The following is a 16,411-nucleotide window of genomic DNA, read 5'->3' as shown; positions in this document are numbered from 1 at the left end:
TGGTAGCTCGCGGTATTCAGTGCTCGCCATTTTTGACACAAGGCTGCTTCCTACTTACAATGACGCCTAATGCACGGTCTGGATTATTCGCTGTCCCTTTGCACGCCGATAGACGGGCGGCGCGCTGTCATGGCGCACTGCTCCAATGCCGCATTTGCATTCCCCCAAGAGCCGATCAAATATCGGCTCTTTTCTTGTGACCTCGGGAGGGATCGATGAGCACGCTGAAACTGCCGGGTCTCGTTGACATTCACGTCCACATGCGCGAGCCGGGCGCAACGCACAAGGAAGACTACGATAGCGGCACCGCGGCGGCGCTGGTGGGCGGCTTTACCGTCGTATGCGCCATGCCCAACACCACGCCACCGCTGACCGATGGCGAGACGCTGGCGCGCACCGAAGCGGCCGCGCGCGCCAAAGCGCGCTGCGACTACGGCCTCTACTTTGGTGCGGGGGCCGACAACGCCGCCACGGCGAAAACATTTACGGGGCGCGTCAGCGGCATGAAGATGTATCTCGACCAGACGTTCGGACCGCTGCGCCTGGATGAGCTGGGCGCGCTGGTTGAGCACGCCGCCAACTGGCCGGCCGCCTCGCCGCTCCTCTGCCACGCCGAGGGCCGCACGGTGGGCGCCGCCATCCTCGCGGCGAACCTGGCCGGTCGCTCGGTGCATATCTGCCACGTCAGCCGCAAAGACGAGATCGAGCTGATTCGCAAGGCCAAGGACAAGGGCTTTCAGGTCACCTGTGAGGTGACGCCGCATCACATGTTCCTCACCGATGCTGACATTCCGACGATCGGATCGGGACGCGGCGAGGTGCGGCCGCGTCTCGCCACCGACGCCGACCGCGACGCGCTGATCGCCAACTTGGACATCGTGGACTGCTTCGCAACCGACCACGCGCCGCACACGCTGGCCGAGAAAGACTCGGACAATCCGCCCCCCGGCTTCCCGGGACTGGAGACCGCGCTCGCGCTATGCCTGCGACTGGTGCATGACGGGCGACTGACGCTCGACGGACTGATCCAGCGCATGGCGGTCAATCCGCGCAGTCTGCTGAATCTGAAGGAACAGACCGACACATGGGTCGAGATTGACCCCGATGCCGAGTGGGTGGCACAGGGCGCGACTATGCAAACGCGCGCCAAGTGGACTCCCTTTGAAGGCTGGACCATGAGGGGCCGCGTCGAGCGCGTGGTGCTGCGCGGGCAGGATGCGTACCGCAACGGCACGGTGCTGGCCGCGCCCGGTACCGGCCGCAATATTGCCGGCTAGTTCAGGAACACGCAAACACGAACCAGGAGCGACATGACCATGAATACAACGGCAACGGCGACGCACCTGCCCTTCGGGGAGAAAAGCGACCGGCGTTTCTACAACAAGCACATTCTGTCGGTCAAGCAGTTCTCGCGCGACGATCTCGATTACGTGTTCGCCGTGGCGGCAGACATGCGCGTGATGGTTGAGCGGGTTGGCACCTTCGACCTTTTGAAGGGCAAGGTGCTGGCGAATTTATTCTACGAGCCGTCCACCCGCACGTCGTCCTCGTTCATCGCGGCGATCGAGCGGCTCGGCGGCTCGGCCATCCCGATCAACGAAGTGCGCTACTCGTCGGTCGCCAAGGGCGAATCGCTGCCCGACACCGTGCGCACGCTGGAATGCTACGCCGACCTGATCGTGCTGCGGCACCCGGATACCGGCGCCGCCGCGACGGCCGCGCGCTACCTGCGCAAGCCGCTGATCAACGCCGGCGACGGCACCGGCGAGCATCCGACGCAGGCACTGCTCGACCTGTTCACCATCCGCGAGGAACTCGGCAATATCGACGGCCTGACGGTGACGATGCTCGGCGACCTCAAGTATGGCCGCACGGTGCATTCGCTTTCGCGCCTGCTGGCGCTTTACGGCGCGAAGTTGAACTACGTGTCGCCCGAGATCCTGCGCATGCCGCCCGAATTGGTGGCCGAACTGCGCGAGCGCAATATGGCACAGACCGAGGACGCCAATTTTGACGCGGTGCTGCCGCAGACCGATGTGCTGTACGTGACGCGCGTGCAGAAAGAGCGCTTCACGGATCTGAACCAGTATGAGGAAGTCAAGGATGCCTACGTGATCACGCCGAAGACGCTGCAGCGCGCCAAACCGCGCATGATCGTCATGCACCCGCTGCCGCGCGTCGGCGAGATCGACATGGACGTGGACGCCGACCCGCGCGCGGCGTACTTCCGCCAGATGGAGTACGGCCTGTACGTGCGCATGGCGCTGCTGGCGATGGTGCTGGGGAAAGCATAAGACCCGATGATCTGCTTCGATGACCTGCTCAACGCATCGGCGCGCAAACAGAACAGCCTGCTGTGCGTCGGCCTCGACCCGCGCGCGCCCAGCGCAGCCATCGCGCGCGACGAGTGCCTGCGCCTGATCGACGAGACCGCCGAGGCGGCCTGCGCGTTCAAACCCAACAGTGCGTTCTTTGAGATGTTTCTGGCCGATGGCATGTTCGCACTGCACGACGTGATCCGGCACGTGCCGGACGGCATCCCGGTTATCCTGGATGCCAAGCGCGGCGACATCGGCGACACGGCGGCGGCATACGCCCATGCGGCGTTTGACGGCCTCGGCGCAAACGCGGTGACGGTCAGCCCGTACATCGGCAGCGATGCCGTCGCGCCGTTCATCGTGCGGCCGGAGTACGGCGCGTTCATCCTCTGCAAAACCTCCAACGCCGGCGGCGACGAATTCCAGAACATGAGCGTGCTGGACACGGGGGGCCGGCCGGCCGCCGAGTTCTTCGCGCAGTTCGCCGCCGACTCGTCATTCAAGGTCACCACGCTGTACGAGCAGGTCGCCCTCCACGCCCAGGCGTGGAACACGCACCGCAACGTCGGTCTCGTTGTCGGCGCCACATACCCCGAGGTATTCGCGCGCGTGCGTGCGCTGGCGCCCGACCTCTGGTTCCTGGTGCCCGGCGTCGGCACGCAGGGCGGCGACCTGCGCATGGCGGTGGAACATGGGATACGCGCCGACGGACTGGGCGTGCTCATCAGCGCGTCGCGCTCCATCGCGCGCGCCCACGACCCGCGCGCCGAGGCGCTGCGCACGCGGGATGCGATCAACGCCGCGCGGCGTTCATAATTAGGTCACACAGGGGGATTGGGAATGCAAAACACGCTGGCCGACCTGGCCGCCGACCTGGTCACATCCGGCTGCGTACGCTTCGGCGAGTTCAAGCTGAAATCCGGGCTGATCTCGCCTTTCTACCTTGACATGCGCCGCCTCGTGTCGTATCCGGACGCGCTGCGGCGCGTAGCGCGCGCCTATGCCGGATTGCTCGGCAATCTGAGCTTCGACCGCCTCGTCGGCATCCCGTACGCGGCGCTGCCGATCGGGACGGCCGTCGCGCTCGAAATGAACCGCCCGCTGATCTACCCGCGCCGCGAGGCCAAGGAGTACGGCACGCGCGCGTCCATCGAGGGGGTGTATGAGCCGGGCGAGGTCGTGGCCATCATCGACGATCTGGCCACCACCGGCGAAACGAAGATCGAGACGATTCGCAAGCTCGAAGAGGCCGGCCTCGTCGTGCGCGACATCATTGTGCTGATCGACCGCGAGCAGGGCGCGCCCGACACACTGGGCCGGGCCGGTTACGCCTTCCATGCCGTCGCAAAGATCGGCGACCTGCTGGACGCGTGGCGCGACAGCCGGGCCATCAGCGAGGCGCAGTATAACGACGTCCGGGCGTACCTTGACGGGTCATTCTAGCGCGCCGCCATGTACGGATTGATCCGGCGGCTACTGTTCAGGCTCGACGCCGAGGACGCGCATCAGAAGACGCTCCGCGCGCTCGCCCTGGCCGGGCGGCTGGCCGTGGTGCGCGCCGCGTTGAGCGCCGCCTGCGGGTACCATGATGCCCGGCTCGAAACCGAGTTGCTCGGCCTGACATTTACCAACCCGGTCGGGATCGCTGCCGGCTATGACAAGAACGGCGCGGCGGTAACCGGGCTCGGCGCGCTCGGCTTCGGCCACGTCGAGGTCGGCACGGTCACACGCATCCCGCAGCCTGGCAACCCGCGGCCGCGCATACACCGCGTCAGCGAGTCACGCGCCGTCATCAACAGCATGGGTTTCCCGAACGATGGGGTCGATGCGTTGCTGGAATCGCTCGGCCGGGAACCGCTTGCAAATCACACAACGCGACTCGGCATCAACATCGGCAAGGGCAAGGACACGCCGCTCGAGCGCGCCGCCGACGACTACGGCGCCCTGCTGGAACGGGTGCATGCGTATGCCGACTACGTCGCGGTCAACGTCAGCAGCCCTAATACGATGGGACTGCGCCAGTTGCAGGCGCGCGACATGCTGGAGCACCTGCTCATGGCGATTGCCGGCGTGCGCGACCAGTTGCCACGGCGCGTGCCACTGCTGGTGAAGATCGCACCTGACCTGAGAGAGGGTGAGATCGACGACGTGCTGGCGGCTATCACGGCATCGGGTTTCGACGGTATTATTGCGACCAACACGACCATCAGCCGGGACGGCATCGCGGCCCGTTACGCCGATCTGCGTGGCGGATTGAGCGGCGCGCCGCTGTGCGCGCGAGCGCTGGCCGTCACCCGGCACATCGCACGCGCCACACACGGCCAACTGCCGTTGATCGGCGCGGGCGGGATCGTGTCGCCGGCCGACGCCATCGAGCGCATTCGGGCCGGCGCGTGGCTGGTGCAGGTCTACACTGGGCTGGTTTACGCCGGTCCCTCCCTGCCCCGGCAGATCTGTCGCGCGCTTGTCGCGGCGTGCAAGCAAGCAGGGGTCAGCCATGTCGCCGAGCTGCGAGGGACGACCGCAGTATAGCCGATCGTACGCCGGTAGTTTGGGATTTGGATGATGGGATTTGTGATTTCGTCATGACCATTCATTGCCTGATTGTTACCGCCCGGTCCGAGCGCGAACCGCGCGCCGCCAGCCTGCTGACCGACGCGCACGCGCTTGGCCTCACGCGTGTTCGCGGCCTGACGGTCAGCGATCTCTACTTCATCGACGGCGACCTCTCGGGCGACGACCGGGCGCGACTGGCATCCGAACTGTTGAGCGACCCGGTCACCCAGAATGCCGAATGGCGCACGCCCGGCGCAGTACGCCCGGCGGTCGGCGGGCATGTCATCGAAGTCGCGCTCCGGCCCGGCGTCACCGATCCGGTCGCCGAACAAATCATGCGTTGCGCGCTGATGATCGGTGTGCAGAGCGTGCGGCACGCCTCCACCGGCATCCGTTTCGTGGTGTTTGGCGATCTATCCAACGGCGATCTGCGCGCCCTGGCGCGCCGCTTGCTCGCGAACGAAGTCATCCAGCGCCACGCACTGGGCGAGATCGAGCCGATATTTCCGCAGGAAGCCACGGCATCGGGGCATGTCGAGACCATCGCGCTGCGTGAACTAGACGACGGCGAGTTGGCCGAGCTATCGCGCCAACGCCGCGCCGCGCTCAACCTCGCGGAGATGCAGGCAATGCAGGCGTATTACCGCGCCGAGGGCCGCGATCCGAGCGATGTCGAGTTCGAGACGATCGCCCAGACCTGGAGCGAGCACTGCGTGCACAAGACGTTCAAGGCGCAAATCCGCTACGGCGACCGCGACGTCGACGGGATTCTCAGGACGTATATCCGCGCGGCCACCGAGCAGATCGCCGCGCCGTGGGTGCGTTCCGCCTTTGTGGACAACGCCGGCAGCATCGACTTTGACGACGAGTACGAGGTGTCATTCAAGGTCGAGACGCACAATCACCCGTCGGCCATCGAGCCGTTCGGCGGCGCCAACACCGGCGTCGGCGGCGTCATTCGCGACGTGCTCGGCGTCTCGGCCAAGCCGATTGCCGCGACCGACGTACTCTGCTTCGGCCCGCAGGACGTGGCGCCGGACAGCCTGCCTGAAGGCGTGCTGCACCCGCGCCGCATCCGTTCCGGGGTGGTGGCCGGTGTTCAGGATTACGGCAACAAGATCGGCATCCCGACGGTCAGCGGCGCGATCGTGTACGATCCCGGTTACACGGCCAATCCGCTGGTTTTCTGCGGCTGTGTCGGCCTGGCGCCCAAAGGCGCGCACGTGCGCGAGCCGCGCACCGGCGACCGCATCATCGTGCTCGGCGGGCGCACCGGCCGCGACGGGCTGCGCGGGGCGACGTTCTCTTCGATGACGATGGATGCCCAGACCGGCGAGGTCGCCGGCGCGTCGGTGCAAATCGGCGACCCGATCGTCGAGAAAGGCCTGATCGAGGTTATCACCCGCGCGCGCGACGCACGGCTGTACGATGCCATCACCGACTGCGGCGCAGGCGGCTTCTCGTCGGCCGTCGGCGAGATGGCCAGTCAGAGCGGCGCGCAGGTCGAGCTTGAGCGCGCGCCGCTCAAGTACCCCGGCCTTGCGCCGTGGGAGATCTGGCTGTCCGAGGCGCAGGAACGCATGGTGCTGGCCGTTCCGCCCGCGAACGTGCCCGCGCTGCAGACGCTGTGCGACACCTTCGACATCGAGTTGACCGACATCGGCGCGTTCGACGCCAGCGGGCATCTCGTCGTGCGCCATGATGGCCGCGCGGTGCTCGATCTGGACAACAGCTTCCTGCACGATGGCCTGCCGCGCCGCTCGCTGGTCGCCTCGGCGCCCCAACCGGCCGCACTGGCTGCCCCTGCCGATGGCGACGCCACGGCGCGCCTGCTGCGCATACTCGGCGATCCGAATACGGCGTCGAAAGCCGACGTCATCCGGCGCTACGACCACGAGGTGCAGGGCGGCACCGTCATCAAACCGCTAGCAGGCGCGGCGTGCGACGGACCGTCTGACGGCGTGGTCCTCAAGCCAATCGGCACACGCGGCACGCGCGGCATCGTCCTGGCCTGCGGCATCAACCCCGCATACGGCGCGGTCGACCCGTATCGCATGGCGGTGAGCGTGGTGGACGAGGCGATTCGCAACGCCGTCGCCGCCGGCGCCGATCCGTCGCGCATCGCCCTGCTGGATAACTTTTGCTGGGGAGACCCCAATCGCCCGGAGACGCTCGGCGCGCTCGTCGAGGCCGCGCGCGGCTGTCACGATGCCGCGCTCCATTACGGCGCGCCGTTCATCAGCGGCAAGGACTCGCTCAATAACGAATACCTTGGCGCGGACGGTCTGCGGCACGCTATCCCGCCTACCCTGCTCATTTCGGCAATCGGACTGATCGAGGACGTGCAGCACGCCGTAAGCATGGATGCCAAGGAAGCGGGCAACATCCTATACCGGTTAGGTGCTGCAGCCGACAACGCCGCTGTGCCGGGACTGCCGGCGCATGCGCCAGCCATGTATGCGACCGTGCATCGCGCCATGCAGGCCGGTCTGATCCGCGCCTGCCATGACCTCAGCGAGGGCGGTCTCGCGGTCGCCGCCGCTGAAATGGCAATCGCCGGACGGCTCGGTATGCGGTTCACCAGCGCCCCCGGCGACCTCTTTGCCGAGACCAATGGCGCGCTGCTTGTGGAAGTGCGAACAGCCGACGCGGCCGCCTTTGAGTCGCACTTCGACAGCGCGTTGGCCCGGCGGATTGGCGTCGTAACCTCGAGCGTCCGCTTTGTCGTGGAAGGTCCCGGCACGCCGTTGATCGATGCGGCCGTCGACAACCTCGTCGCGGCGTGGACGCATGACGGGCAGGTGAACTGATGAAACCGAACGCGTTGATTCTGCATGCCGACGGCACTAACCGCGACCACGAAGCCGCGCACGCGATCGAGTCGGCCGGCGGCACGGCCGAGATCGTGCACTTGAACCAGTTGCGGCGCGGTGAGCGACACTGGCGCGACTACCAGATGCTGGTGTTGCCCGGCGGGTTTTCGTACGCCGATGCGCTAGGCGCGGGCAAGCTGCTGGCGCTCGATTTGCGTGTCTACTTCGCCGACGAAGTCAGGGCCTTTGTGGAGAGCGGTCGGCCGGTCGCCGGCATCTGCAACGGTTTCCAGGCGCTCGTGAAGGCCGGCCTCCTGCCCGACCTCCCTGCCGCCGGCGCAAAGGCCACACTGACGTTTAACGCGCAGGGAACGTTTGAGTGCCGCTGGGTCACACTCGCGCCGCAGTCGTCCACTTGCATCTGGACGCGCGGCCTGACCGATCTGATCGAGTGCCCGGTCGCGCATGGCGAAGGCAACTTCGTCCTAAGCGACGCGGCCGCGCTGCCGCCGGAACAGATCGCGCTGACCTACCGGCGACATGACGGGCAGCCTGCCGGCGCCGCCTATCCCGCCAACCCGAACGGTTCGCGTGGCGATGTCGCCGGCGTATGCAACCGGCGCGGCAACGTGCTCGGGCTCATGCCCCACCCCGAAGATCATCTGCACGCCTACCAGCATCCGCGCTGGACACGGGGGGAAAGCGGCCACATGGGCTTGCCATTGTTTGTGAACGGCGTGCGCTACGCGGAGGGTCTATGATCGACTCCAGCGTGATTCGCGCGCACCTGCCGCTGGCGCTGGGCGAAACGCATCTGCCGCTGCCCGGCCGCGTGGCCGGCAAGGTGCGCGATAGCTACCCGCTGGGCAACGACCGGCGGCTGCTCATCACGACCGACCGCCTCTCGGCGTTCGACCGCATCCTGGCGCAGGTGCCGTTCAAAGGGCAGGCGCTTAACGAACTGGCGCGCTGGTGGTTTGCCGAGACGGTGGACATCGTCGCCAACCATGTCATCGCCGTGCCCGACCCCAACGCGCTGATCGCGCGCGAAGCCGTGCCGTTCCCGGTGGAAGTCGTCGTGCGCGGCTACATCACCGGCGTAACGTCGACCGCGCTCTGGCGCCGATACGAGCTTGGCGAGCGCGAGATTTACGGCTACCATTTCCGCGAGGGACTCTACAAAAACGAGGCGCTGCCGGAGCCGATCATCACGCCGACCACCAAGGGCGGCGCGACCGGTCACGACGAGCGCATCACGCGCGCCGACGTCGTGAAACACGGCCTCGTCGATGCGGCGACCTGGGAGGCGATCCAGGTCGCCGCGCTGGCGCTCTTCCGGCGCGGGCAGGCGGTCGCGCGCCGCGCCGGGCTGATCCTCGTGGACACCAAGTACGAGTTCGGGCGTGGAACCGACGGGCGGCTGCTGCTGATCGACGAAGTGCACACGCCGGATTCGTCGCGCTTCTGGCTGGCTGCGTCGTACCCGGAACGCTTTGCGCACAGCGAGGAGCCGGAGAACTTCGACAAAGAGTTCGTGCGGCTGGCCTACGCCAGGTACGACTATCGCGGCGACGGCGAGCCGCCCGTCATGCCGGACGAGCTCTGGGTGGAGGCGAGCATTCGCTACATTACGATCTACGAGATGCTGACGGGGAGGCCGTTCCGCCTCGGCGCGTACCCGGTCGAGCCGCGACTGACAGACAATTTGCGCCGCGCGGGGGTGATAGCGTAATATGGCGACGCTACAAGTTGGCCTGATCATGGGATCGCGCTCGGATTGGGAGACGATGCAGCACGCTGCGCAGACGCTGGAACAACTCGGCGTGGCCTACGAGACGCGCGTCGTTTCCGCGCACCGCACGCCGGACCTGCTGGCGGAGTATGCGCGCACGGCTGAGGCGCGCGGCCTCAAAGTGATCATCGCCGGCGCGGGCGGCGCGGCGCACTTGCCCGGCATGGTCGCCGCGCATACTATTCTGCCTGTACTCGGGGTTCCGGTCGAGTCGAAGGCGCTGCACGGCATGGATTCGCTGTTGTCAATCGTCCAGATGCCGGCCGGCGTTCCGGTGGCGACATTCGCGATCGGCCGCGCCGGCGCGGTCAATGCCGCGCTGTACGCTGCCGCGATACTGGCACATGGCGACGCGCAAATCCGCGAGGCGCTAAGGGTCTACCGTGCCACCCAGACGCAGTCGGTGCTCGATCATCCCGATCCGCGCGAGGGCGCGGCCTAGCGCATGACGGGCGCAACGACCGTCGGCGTGCTCGGCGGCGGGCAGTTGGGACGCATGCTGGCGCTGGCCGGATTGCCGCTCGGCCTGCGCTTCCGCTTCCTCGACCCGTCGCCCGACGCGCCGATGCGTCATCTGGCAACGCAGATCACCGGCGCATACGACGATCGTGACGCCTTGGCCAAACTGGTGGACAGCGTCGACGTGCTGACGTACGAGTTCGAGAATGTGCCGGTCGCCGTGGCGGAGCAGTTGGCCCGCACGCACCTGGTATTCCCGCCGGCGCGCGCGCTGGCCGTTGCGCAGGACCGGCTCGTCGAGAAGCAGTTTTTCCGGTCGCTCGCTATCGAGTCGCCGCCTTTTGCCGCTGTGGATGATCGCGCATCGCTCACGGCGGCCGTGCGGCAGATCGGCTTGCCCGCCGTGCTCAAGACGCGGCGACTCGGTTACGATGGCAAAGGCCAGGTCGTGCTGCGCTCCGATGCTGAATTGGATGGGGCATGGCAGGCGCTCGGCGGCGCCCATTTGATTCTGGAAGGCTTTGTCCCGTTCCGGCACGAGTTGTCGATACTGGCGGTTCGCTCCCGTGACGGCGCGGTGGCGACCTATCCGCTGGTCGAGAATCACCACCGCGACGGCGTCCTGCGCTTGTCGCTCGCGCCGGCGCCGGACAGCGCGCACTTGCAGGCGCAGGCCGAGGCGATTGCCACACAGGCGTTGAATGCGCTATCCTATGTCGGTGTGCTGGCCATTGAGCTGTTTGAAATGGACGGGCGCCTGCTGGTCAACGAGATGGCGCCGCGCGTGCACAATTCCGGACACTGGACTATCGAAGGCGCGCAGACCAGCCAGTTTGCCAATCATATTCGCGCCATCATGGGCTGGCCGCTCGGATCAACCGAGGCGCGCGGCTGCGCCGCCATGGTCAATCTGGTCGGCATCATCCCGCCCATGATCGACGTGTTGAACATTCAGGGTGCGTACCTGCACCTGTATGACAAAGAGCCGCGCCCAAACCGCAAGGTCGGGCATGTCACGCTGCTGCGCGACAGCGCCGAAGAACTGAAGCACGCTGTTGCGCGGGTGCAGGCACTGATCGGTGAGCAACACCTCACAAGTCCTGGAGACCTGTGAGGTGCACGCAAGAGAGGGAGGACCCCATATGACCAATCCATACCAGTCGGACAGCCCGCACGAAGAGTGCGGTCTGATTGGCATCTACGCGCCGAACGAAGACGTGGCGCGCATGGCGTACTTCGGCCTGCACGCGCTGCAGCATCGCGGGCAGGAAGCAGCCGGCATCGCGGTCTCGGACGGCGTCACGGCGCACATTCACAAGGACGTCGGGCTGGTCACGCAGATCTTCACGCCGCAAAGCCTCGCGCCGCTGCAGGGCCACTATGCCATCGGCCACACGCGCTACTCGACCACCGGCTCGTCGGCGGCGCGCAACGCCCAGCCGTTCCTGATTGAGACGGTGCACGGGCCGTTGGCGGTGGCGCACAACGGCAACCTCGTCAACATTGGCGAGTTGCGCCGCGAATTGCTCAGGCGGGGCGTCGGTCTCTCGTCGTCGTCCGACAGCGAGGTCATCACCATGATGCTGGCCGGCGCGCCCGGCGATACCTGGGAGGAGCGCATCCAGAACGCCATGCAGCAGTGGCATGGCGCCTACTCGCTGGTCATTCTGACGCAGGAAGACGTCTTTGCGGTGCGCGACCCGTGGGGCTTCCGGCCGCTGAGCGTCGGCCGTCTGCCGAGCGGCGGGCACGCGGCCGCATCCGAGACCGGCGCACTGCGCACGCTTGGCTGTCACGTCATCCGCGAAGTCAAGCCCGGCGAAATCGTCACGCTGAACGCCGGCAACCTGCGCGTTCGCCAGGGTATGCCCGCCGCCGAGCAGCCGGCGCGCTGCGTCTTCGAGCATGTCTATTTCTCGCGCCCGGACTCGTTCTGGGACGGCTTGAGCGTGCACCATGTGCGCCAGCGCCTCGGCGAGGAGTTGGCTCGCGAGTGCCCGACCGAGGCGGACGTCGTCGTGCCGGTGCCGGACTCGTCGGTGCCGGCGGCGATTGGCTATGCGCGCGCGGCCGGCATCCCGTACAACGACGGCTTCATCAAGAACCGCTACATCGGCCGGACGTTCATCCAGCCGACCGATTCGCTGCGCAAGCAGGGGATCGCGCTCAAGTTCAACGCCCTGCCGGACAACGTGCGGGGCCAGCGCGTCATCATGATCGATGACAGCGTGGTGCGCGGCAATACGGCCGGGCCGCTCGTCAAGCTCCTGCGCGAAGCCGGCGCGCGCGAGGTGCATTTGCGGCTCAGTTGTCCCCCCATCGCCCATCCCTGCTTCATGGGCGTGGACATGGGTACCTATGACGAACTGGTAGCGCACCGCATGACGCTCGAGGAGATGCGCGACCATTTCGATTGCGATTCACTGCACTTCCTGTCGCTCGCCGGCATGATGCGCGCCATCGACCGCCAGGAAGGATACTGCCACGCCTGTTTCACCGGCCTCTACCCGATCGACATCGACTTCGCGCAGACCAAGACCGGCTTCGAGAAGGCAATTCGCGGCTGAACCGCGCCAGGGAGCTCCCGTTGAATGTTCTGATTGTCGGTTCCGGCGGCCGCGAGCATGCGCTGGCCTGGCAGGCGGCGCAGTCGCCGCGGCTGACCGCGCTGTTCGTCGCGCCGGGCAACGTCGGCACCGCCGCACTGCCCGGCGGCCGCGTGCGAAACGTGCCGATCCGCGCCAGCGACACCCCGGCACTCGTGGCCTTCGCCCGCGAGAACGATGTGCAGCTCGTCATCGTCGGCCCGGAAGATCCGCTGGCCGCCGGTCTGGCAGACGAACTGCGCGCGGCCGGCGTGGCCGTGTTCGGCCCGTCCCGCGCCGCCGCCCAGATCGAAGCGTCCAAGGCGTACGCCAAAGCGTTCATGGCACGGCACGGCATTCCGACCGCACGCTTCGGCGTGTTCACGGATTTCTATGACGCCGTGGGGCACTTGCTTGCGATCGACTATCCCGTAGTTATCAAGGCGTCCGGCTTGGCCGCCGGCAAAGGCGTCATCGTGCCGGACTGCGCCGACGACGCCGAAAAGGCGCTGCGCCAGATTATGCTCGACCACGCGTTCGGCACGGCCGGCGACCAGGTCGTGATCGAGGAACGATTGAGCGGCGAAGAGGTGTCGCTGCTCGCCTTCTGCGACGGCACGACCGTGCGTGTCATGCCGCCGGCGCAGGACCACAAACGCCAGCGCGACAACGATGAAGGACCGAATACCGGAGGGATGGGCGCGGACGCTCCCGCGCCCGCCTGCCCGCCCGCGCTCGCCGCCGAGTTGGGCGCGTCGATCTTGCAGCGCGCCGTGGACGGCATGCGCGCGGAAGGGCACCCGTTCGTCGGCACGCTCTTCGCCGGGCTAATGCTGACGGCTGACGGACCGCGCGTGCTGGAATACAACTGCCGCTTCGGCGACCCGGAGACTGAGGCGCTCATGCCGCTGCTCGACAGCGATCTGCTCGACGTTGCGGAGGCGTGCGCGCATGGCCGTCTCGCCGATGTGGACGTACGCTGGAAGTCCGGCGCGGCCGCGTGCGTCATCATGGCATCGGGCGGCTACCCCGATCGCTACCCGACCGGCCTGCCGATTAGCGGACTCGATCGCCCGATTGAAAACGCGTTCGTCTTTCATGCCGGGACGCGCGCCGATGGCGACCGCGTCGTCACCGCCGGCGGGCGCGTGCTGGCCGTCACCGGCTGGGGCGACGATATCGCGCAAGCGTTGTCCCGCGCCTATCGCGCCGTGGACGGCATCCAGTTCGAGGGCGCGCAGTTCCGGCGCGACATCGGCACGCGGGCCTTGAAGCGCGAGGCCGGCGCATGAGCGTGCAACCGCCGCCCGGCACTTACGCTGCCGCCGGCGTCAACATCGACGCCGGCAATCGCGCCGTCGCGCTGATGCGCGATGCCGTGCGCTCGACGTACGACGCGCGCGTGCTGTCCGGCATCGGCGCATTCGGCGGCCTGTTCGACGCGTCCGAGCTTCAGCGCATGCGCGCCCCGGCGCTGGTCGCCAGCACGGACGGCGTCGGCACCAAGGTCAAGATCGCCGCGCAGGCCGGGCGCTACCGCTCGGTCGGGCACGATATCGTCAACCACTGTGTCAACGACATCCTGGTGCAGGGTGCGCGCCCGCTGTTCTTCCTCGATTATGTGGCGTCCAGCCGGCTCAACGCTGAGATGATCGCGGAGATCGTCACCGGCATGGCCGAGGCCTGCCGGGGCGCCGGCTGCGCCCTGCTCGGCGGCGAGACGGCGGAGATGCCCGGCGTCTATGAGGCCGGTGAGTTCGACGTCGCAGGCACCATCGTCGGCGTGGTCGAGCGCGACCGCATGCTGCCGCGCGCCGGCGTCCGCCCGGGCGACGTGCTGGTTGGCCTGGCGTCCAACGGTCCGCACACCAACGGCTACTCGCTGATCCGCCGCATCTTCGACGGCGTGCCGCTGGCCACGGTTTTCCCGGAGATTGGCCGGCCGCTGGCCGACGCGCTGCTGGCCCCGCACCGCTCGTATCTGCCGGTGCTCGCCCAGGCGCTGGCGTCTGACGCCTCGCCCGTGAAGGCGCTGGCGCACCTGACCGGCGGGGGCTTCATCGAGAACATCCCGCGTGTCTTGCCGGACGGTGTGCAAGCGCGCGTGCGCGCCGGCAGTTGGCCGGTGCCGCCGCTTTTTCAGGTCATTCAGTCGCGCGGCGAAATCGACCGCGCAGAGATGTTTCGCGTCTTCAACATGGGTATCGGCATGGTCGTCGTCGTGGCACGCGAGGATGTTGCCGCGTTCCGGTCGCAAATCAACGAAGAGACCTATATCATCGGCGAACTGGCTGCCGGCGCGCGCGGCGTCGAGTTGGAGGGGCGATGAAATACGGATTTGTAATGCCGTTTGCCGATGCGCGTGCCGCCGCCGATCTGGCGCGCGATGCGGAGCGCGCCGGCTGGGACGGCTTCTTCGTCTGGGAGCCGGTCTGGGGCGTCGATGCCTGGGTCTCGCTGGCCGCCGCGGCGATGCAGACCGAGCGCATCCGGCTCGGCACCATGATCTCGCCGCTGTCGCGCATGCGCCCGTGGAAGCTGGCCGGCGAGACGGTCGCGGTTGACCGCCTCTCCAATGGCCGCACGATCCTGTCCGTCGGGCTGGGCGCTGTCGACACCGGCTTCGCCGAGTTCGGCGAGGTGACCGACCGCAAGGCGCGCGCCGAGTTGCTCGACGAGGGGCTCGACGTTCTGACGGGACTGTGGTCCGGGCAGCCGTTCAAGTACGCGGGCAAGCACTACCATGTGCACGAACTCGGATTCATGCCGCCCCCGCCGCCCGTGCAGCAGCCGCGCATCCCGATCTGGGTCGTCGGCGCGTGGGGCAGCCAAAAGTCGATGGCGCGAGCGCTGAAGTTCGACGGCATCCTGCCGCAGGTGCTGGACCCCAAAGCACGCCAGGCGACCGTGGATGAAGTGCGCGCCATCCGCGACTACGTCAGGGAGCACCGCTCGCCTGATAGCCCGTTCGATATCATCGTCGAGGGCGAAACGCCCGGCGACGACCTGGCACGCGCCGCCGCGCAGGTACAGCCGTGGGCCGCTGCCGGTGCGACCTGGTGGATAGAATCGCGCTGGATGGCCAACGACCAGCCCGACGTGTACGGCGTCGTGCAGCGGCGCATCGCGCAAGGCCCACCTGGAAAGTGAACAGTCAACAGTGAACAGTGGAACCACGCCATGAACTGTTCACTGTTCACCGTTCACTGTTGACGGATCGCTCCCATGCCAATGACGTCACCCAAACGCTTCGTCGTCTTGATTAGCGGCAACGGCACCAACCTGCAGGCGATTCTGGACGCCTGCGCATCCGGCGAACTGCCGGCGCAGGTCGTGGCCGTTGTATCGAACAACGCCGACGCCTTCGGGCTGGAACGCGCGCGGAAGGCCGGCGTCCCGGCGCTCGTGCTGGCCAAGCGCAAGGCACAGGAACGGCGCGTCTACGACGCCGCGCTGGCCGACCTCGTGGAGCCGTACCGCCCCGACTATGTCGTGCTCGCCGGGTGGATGCGCATCCTCTCGTCGGCGTTCATTGGACGCTTCCCAAATCAGATCATCAACCTGCATCCCGCCCTGCCCGGCATGTTTCCCGGCACCGATGCGATCGGGCGCGCGTTGGACGCATACCGGCGCGGCGAGGTGCGCGAAACCGGCGTGATGATCCATCGCGTGCCCGACGAGGGCGTGGACAACGGGCCGGTGCTGGCCCAGGCTGTGGTGCCGATACACGCCGACGACACGCTGGAGTTGTTGTCCCAGCGCGTACATGCCGTCGAGCACGGTTTGCTCGTCGGTGCGCTGCGCCAACTTGTGCAAAGAGCCGGATAGATGCAAAATGGCACGATAAATATGCCAGCGCGCCCTCATTGAGCGGGCGCGTCGGCTTAT

The 16,411-nt window shown here is 67.1% G+C and carries 15 protein-coding genes; all 15 read left to right on the top strand.

Annotation, left to right across the window (positions count from 1 at the left end):
* The first annotated feature begins 215 nt into the window (after positions 1-215).
* Positions 216-1,277 (top strand): amidohydrolase family protein, encoded by a 1,062-nt coding sequence (locus HZB53_14765; protein MBI5878910.1) that lies wholly within the window; start codon positions 216-218, stop codon positions 1,275-1,277.
* Positions 1,278-1,316: 39 nt separating this feature from the next.
* Entirely contained in the window at positions 1,317-2,294 is a 978-nt protein-coding gene (gene pyrB, locus HZB53_14760) for an aspartate carbamoyltransferase (GenBank protein MBI5878909.1), read from the top strand.
* A 6-nt stretch (positions 2,295-2,300) separates the two neighbouring features.
* Positions 2,301-3,134, top strand: a complete 834-nt coding sequence (gene pyrF, locus HZB53_14755; protein ID MBI5878908.1) for an orotidine-5'-phosphate decarboxylase — start codon at positions 2,301-2,303, stop codon at positions 3,132-3,134.
* 24 nt (positions 3,135-3,158) lie between these two features.
* Complete coding sequence (locus HZB53_14750) at positions 3,159-3,761, top strand: orotate phosphoribosyltransferase (protein MBI5878907.1); 603 nt, start codon at positions 3,159-3,161, stop codon at positions 3,759-3,761.
* A gap of 9 nt (positions 3,762-3,770) precedes the next feature.
* Positions 3,771-4,850: a quinone-dependent dihydroorotate dehydrogenase gene (locus tag HZB53_14745; protein ID MBI5878906.1), complete on the top strand. Its 1,080-nt coding sequence runs from the start codon at positions 3,771-3,773 to the stop codon at positions 4,848-4,850.
* A gap of 53 nt (positions 4,851-4,903) precedes the next feature.
* A complete protein-coding gene (gene purL / locus HZB53_14740) occupies positions 4,904-7,684 on the top strand; it encodes a phosphoribosylformylglycinamidine synthase subunit PurL (GenBank protein ID MBI5878905.1) in 2,781 nt (926 codons plus the stop codon).
* Positions 7,684-8,448 (top strand): phosphoribosylformylglycinamidine synthase I, encoded by a 765-nt coding sequence (gene purQ, locus HZB53_14735; GenBank protein MBI5878904.1) that lies wholly within the window; start codon positions 7,684-7,686, stop codon positions 8,446-8,448. Before purL ends, purQ begins: the two co-directional genes overlap by 1 nt.
* Positions 8,445-9,419 carry a phosphoribosylaminoimidazolesuccinocarboxamide synthase gene (locus HZB53_14730; GenBank protein ID MBI5878903.1) on the top strand — a complete coding sequence of 325 codons (975 nt, stop codon included), beginning with the start codon at positions 8,445-8,447 and terminating at the stop codon, positions 9,417-9,419. The genes purQ and HZB53_14730 overlap by 4 nt, the downstream gene beginning before the upstream one ends.
* 1 nt (position 9,420) lies before the next feature.
* Positions 9,421-9,921, top strand: coding sequence for a 5-(carboxyamino)imidazole ribonucleotide mutase (purE, locus tag HZB53_14725; protein MBI5878902.1), 501 nt, complete (start codon positions 9,421-9,423; stop codon positions 9,919-9,921).
* 3 nt (positions 9,922-9,924) lie between these two features.
* Positions 9,925-11,052 (top strand): 5-(carboxyamino)imidazole ribonucleotide synthase, encoded by a 1,128-nt coding sequence (locus tag HZB53_14720; protein ID MBI5878901.1) that lies wholly within the window; start codon positions 9,925-9,927, stop codon positions 11,050-11,052.
* A 28-nt stretch (positions 11,053-11,080) separates the two neighbouring features.
* Positions 11,081-12,505 carry an amidophosphoribosyltransferase gene (purF, locus tag HZB53_14715; GenBank protein ID MBI5878900.1) on the top strand — a complete coding sequence of 475 codons (1,425 nt, stop codon included), beginning with the start codon at positions 11,081-11,083 and terminating at the stop codon, positions 12,503-12,505.
* A gap of 20 nt (positions 12,506-12,525) precedes the next feature.
* Positions 12,526-13,815 carry a phosphoribosylamine--glycine ligase gene (gene purD / locus HZB53_14710; GenBank protein ID MBI5878899.1) on the top strand — a complete coding sequence of 430 codons (1,290 nt, stop codon included), beginning with the start codon at positions 12,526-12,528 and terminating at the stop codon, positions 13,813-13,815.
* A complete protein-coding gene (locus HZB53_14705) occupies positions 13,812-14,852 on the top strand; it encodes a phosphoribosylformylglycinamidine cyclo-ligase (GenBank protein MBI5878898.1) in 1,041 nt (346 codons plus the stop codon). The genes purD and HZB53_14705 overlap by 4 nt, the downstream gene beginning before the upstream one ends.
* Entirely contained in the window at positions 14,849-15,673 is an 825-nt protein-coding gene (locus tag HZB53_14700) for an LLM class flavin-dependent oxidoreductase (protein ID MBI5878897.1), read from the top strand. Before HZB53_14705 ends, HZB53_14700 begins: the two co-directional genes overlap by 4 nt.
* Before the next feature lie 75 nt (positions 15,674-15,748).
* Entirely contained in the window at positions 15,749-16,351 is a 603-nt protein-coding gene (gene purN, locus HZB53_14695; protein ID MBI5878896.1) for a phosphoribosylglycinamide formyltransferase, read from the top strand.
* Positions 16,352-16,411 lie beyond the last annotated feature (60 nt).

It is taken from the genome of Chloroflexota bacterium (assembly GCA_016235055.1).
Lineage (GTDB): Bacteria > Chloroflexota > Anaerolineae > JACRMK01 > JACRMK01 > JACRMK01.
Note: the sequence above shows the minus strand (reverse complement) of the source record. Positions and strands in the feature narration are given on the sequence as shown.

Bases quoted from the DNA above. Each gene is read 5' to 3' on its own strand.
- HZB53_14765 (MBI5878910.1), top strand. From the start codon at position 216: ATGAGCACGCTGAAACTGCCGGGTCTCGTTGACATTCACGTCCACATG.
- pyrB (MBI5878909.1), top strand. From the start codon at position 1,317: ATGAATACAACGGCAACGGCGACGCACCTGCCCTTCGGGGAGAAAAGC.
- pyrF (MBI5878908.1), top strand. From the start codon at position 2,301: ATGATCTGCTTCGATGACCTGCTCAACGCATCGGCGCGCAAACAGAAC.
- HZB53_14750 (MBI5878907.1), top strand. From the start codon at position 3,159: ATGCAAAACACGCTGGCCGACCTGGCCGCCGACCTGGTCACATCCGGC.
- HZB53_14745 (MBI5878906.1), top strand. From the start codon at position 3,771: ATGTACGGATTGATCCGGCGGCTACTGTTCAGGCTCGACGCCGAGGAC.
- purL (MBI5878905.1), top strand. From the start codon at position 4,904: ATGACCATTCATTGCCTGATTGTTACCGCCCGGTCCGAGCGCGAACCG.
- purQ (MBI5878904.1), top strand. From the start codon at position 7,684: ATGAAACCGAACGCGTTGATTCTGCATGCCGACGGCACTAACCGCGAC.
- HZB53_14730 (MBI5878903.1), top strand. From the start codon at position 8,445: ATGATCGACTCCAGCGTGATTCGCGCGCACCTGCCGCTGGCGCTGGGC.
- purE (MBI5878902.1), top strand. From the start codon at position 9,421: ATGGCGACGCTACAAGTTGGCCTGATCATGGGATCGCGCTCGGATTGG.
- HZB53_14720 (MBI5878901.1), top strand. From the start codon at position 9,925: ATGACGGGCGCAACGACCGTCGGCGTGCTCGGCGGCGGGCAGTTGGGA.
- purF (MBI5878900.1), top strand. From the start codon at position 11,081: ATGACCAATCCATACCAGTCGGACAGCCCGCACGAAGAGTGCGGTCTG.
- HZB53_14705 (MBI5878898.1), top strand. From the start codon at position 13,812: ATGAGCGTGCAACCGCCGCCCGGCACTTACGCTGCCGCCGGCGTCAAC.
- HZB53_14700 (MBI5878897.1), top strand. From the start codon at position 14,849: ATGAAATACGGATTTGTAATGCCGTTTGCCGATGCGCGTGCCGCCGCC.
- purN (MBI5878896.1), top strand. From the start codon at position 15,749: ATGCCAATGACGTCACCCAAACGCTTCGTCGTCTTGATTAGCGGCAAC.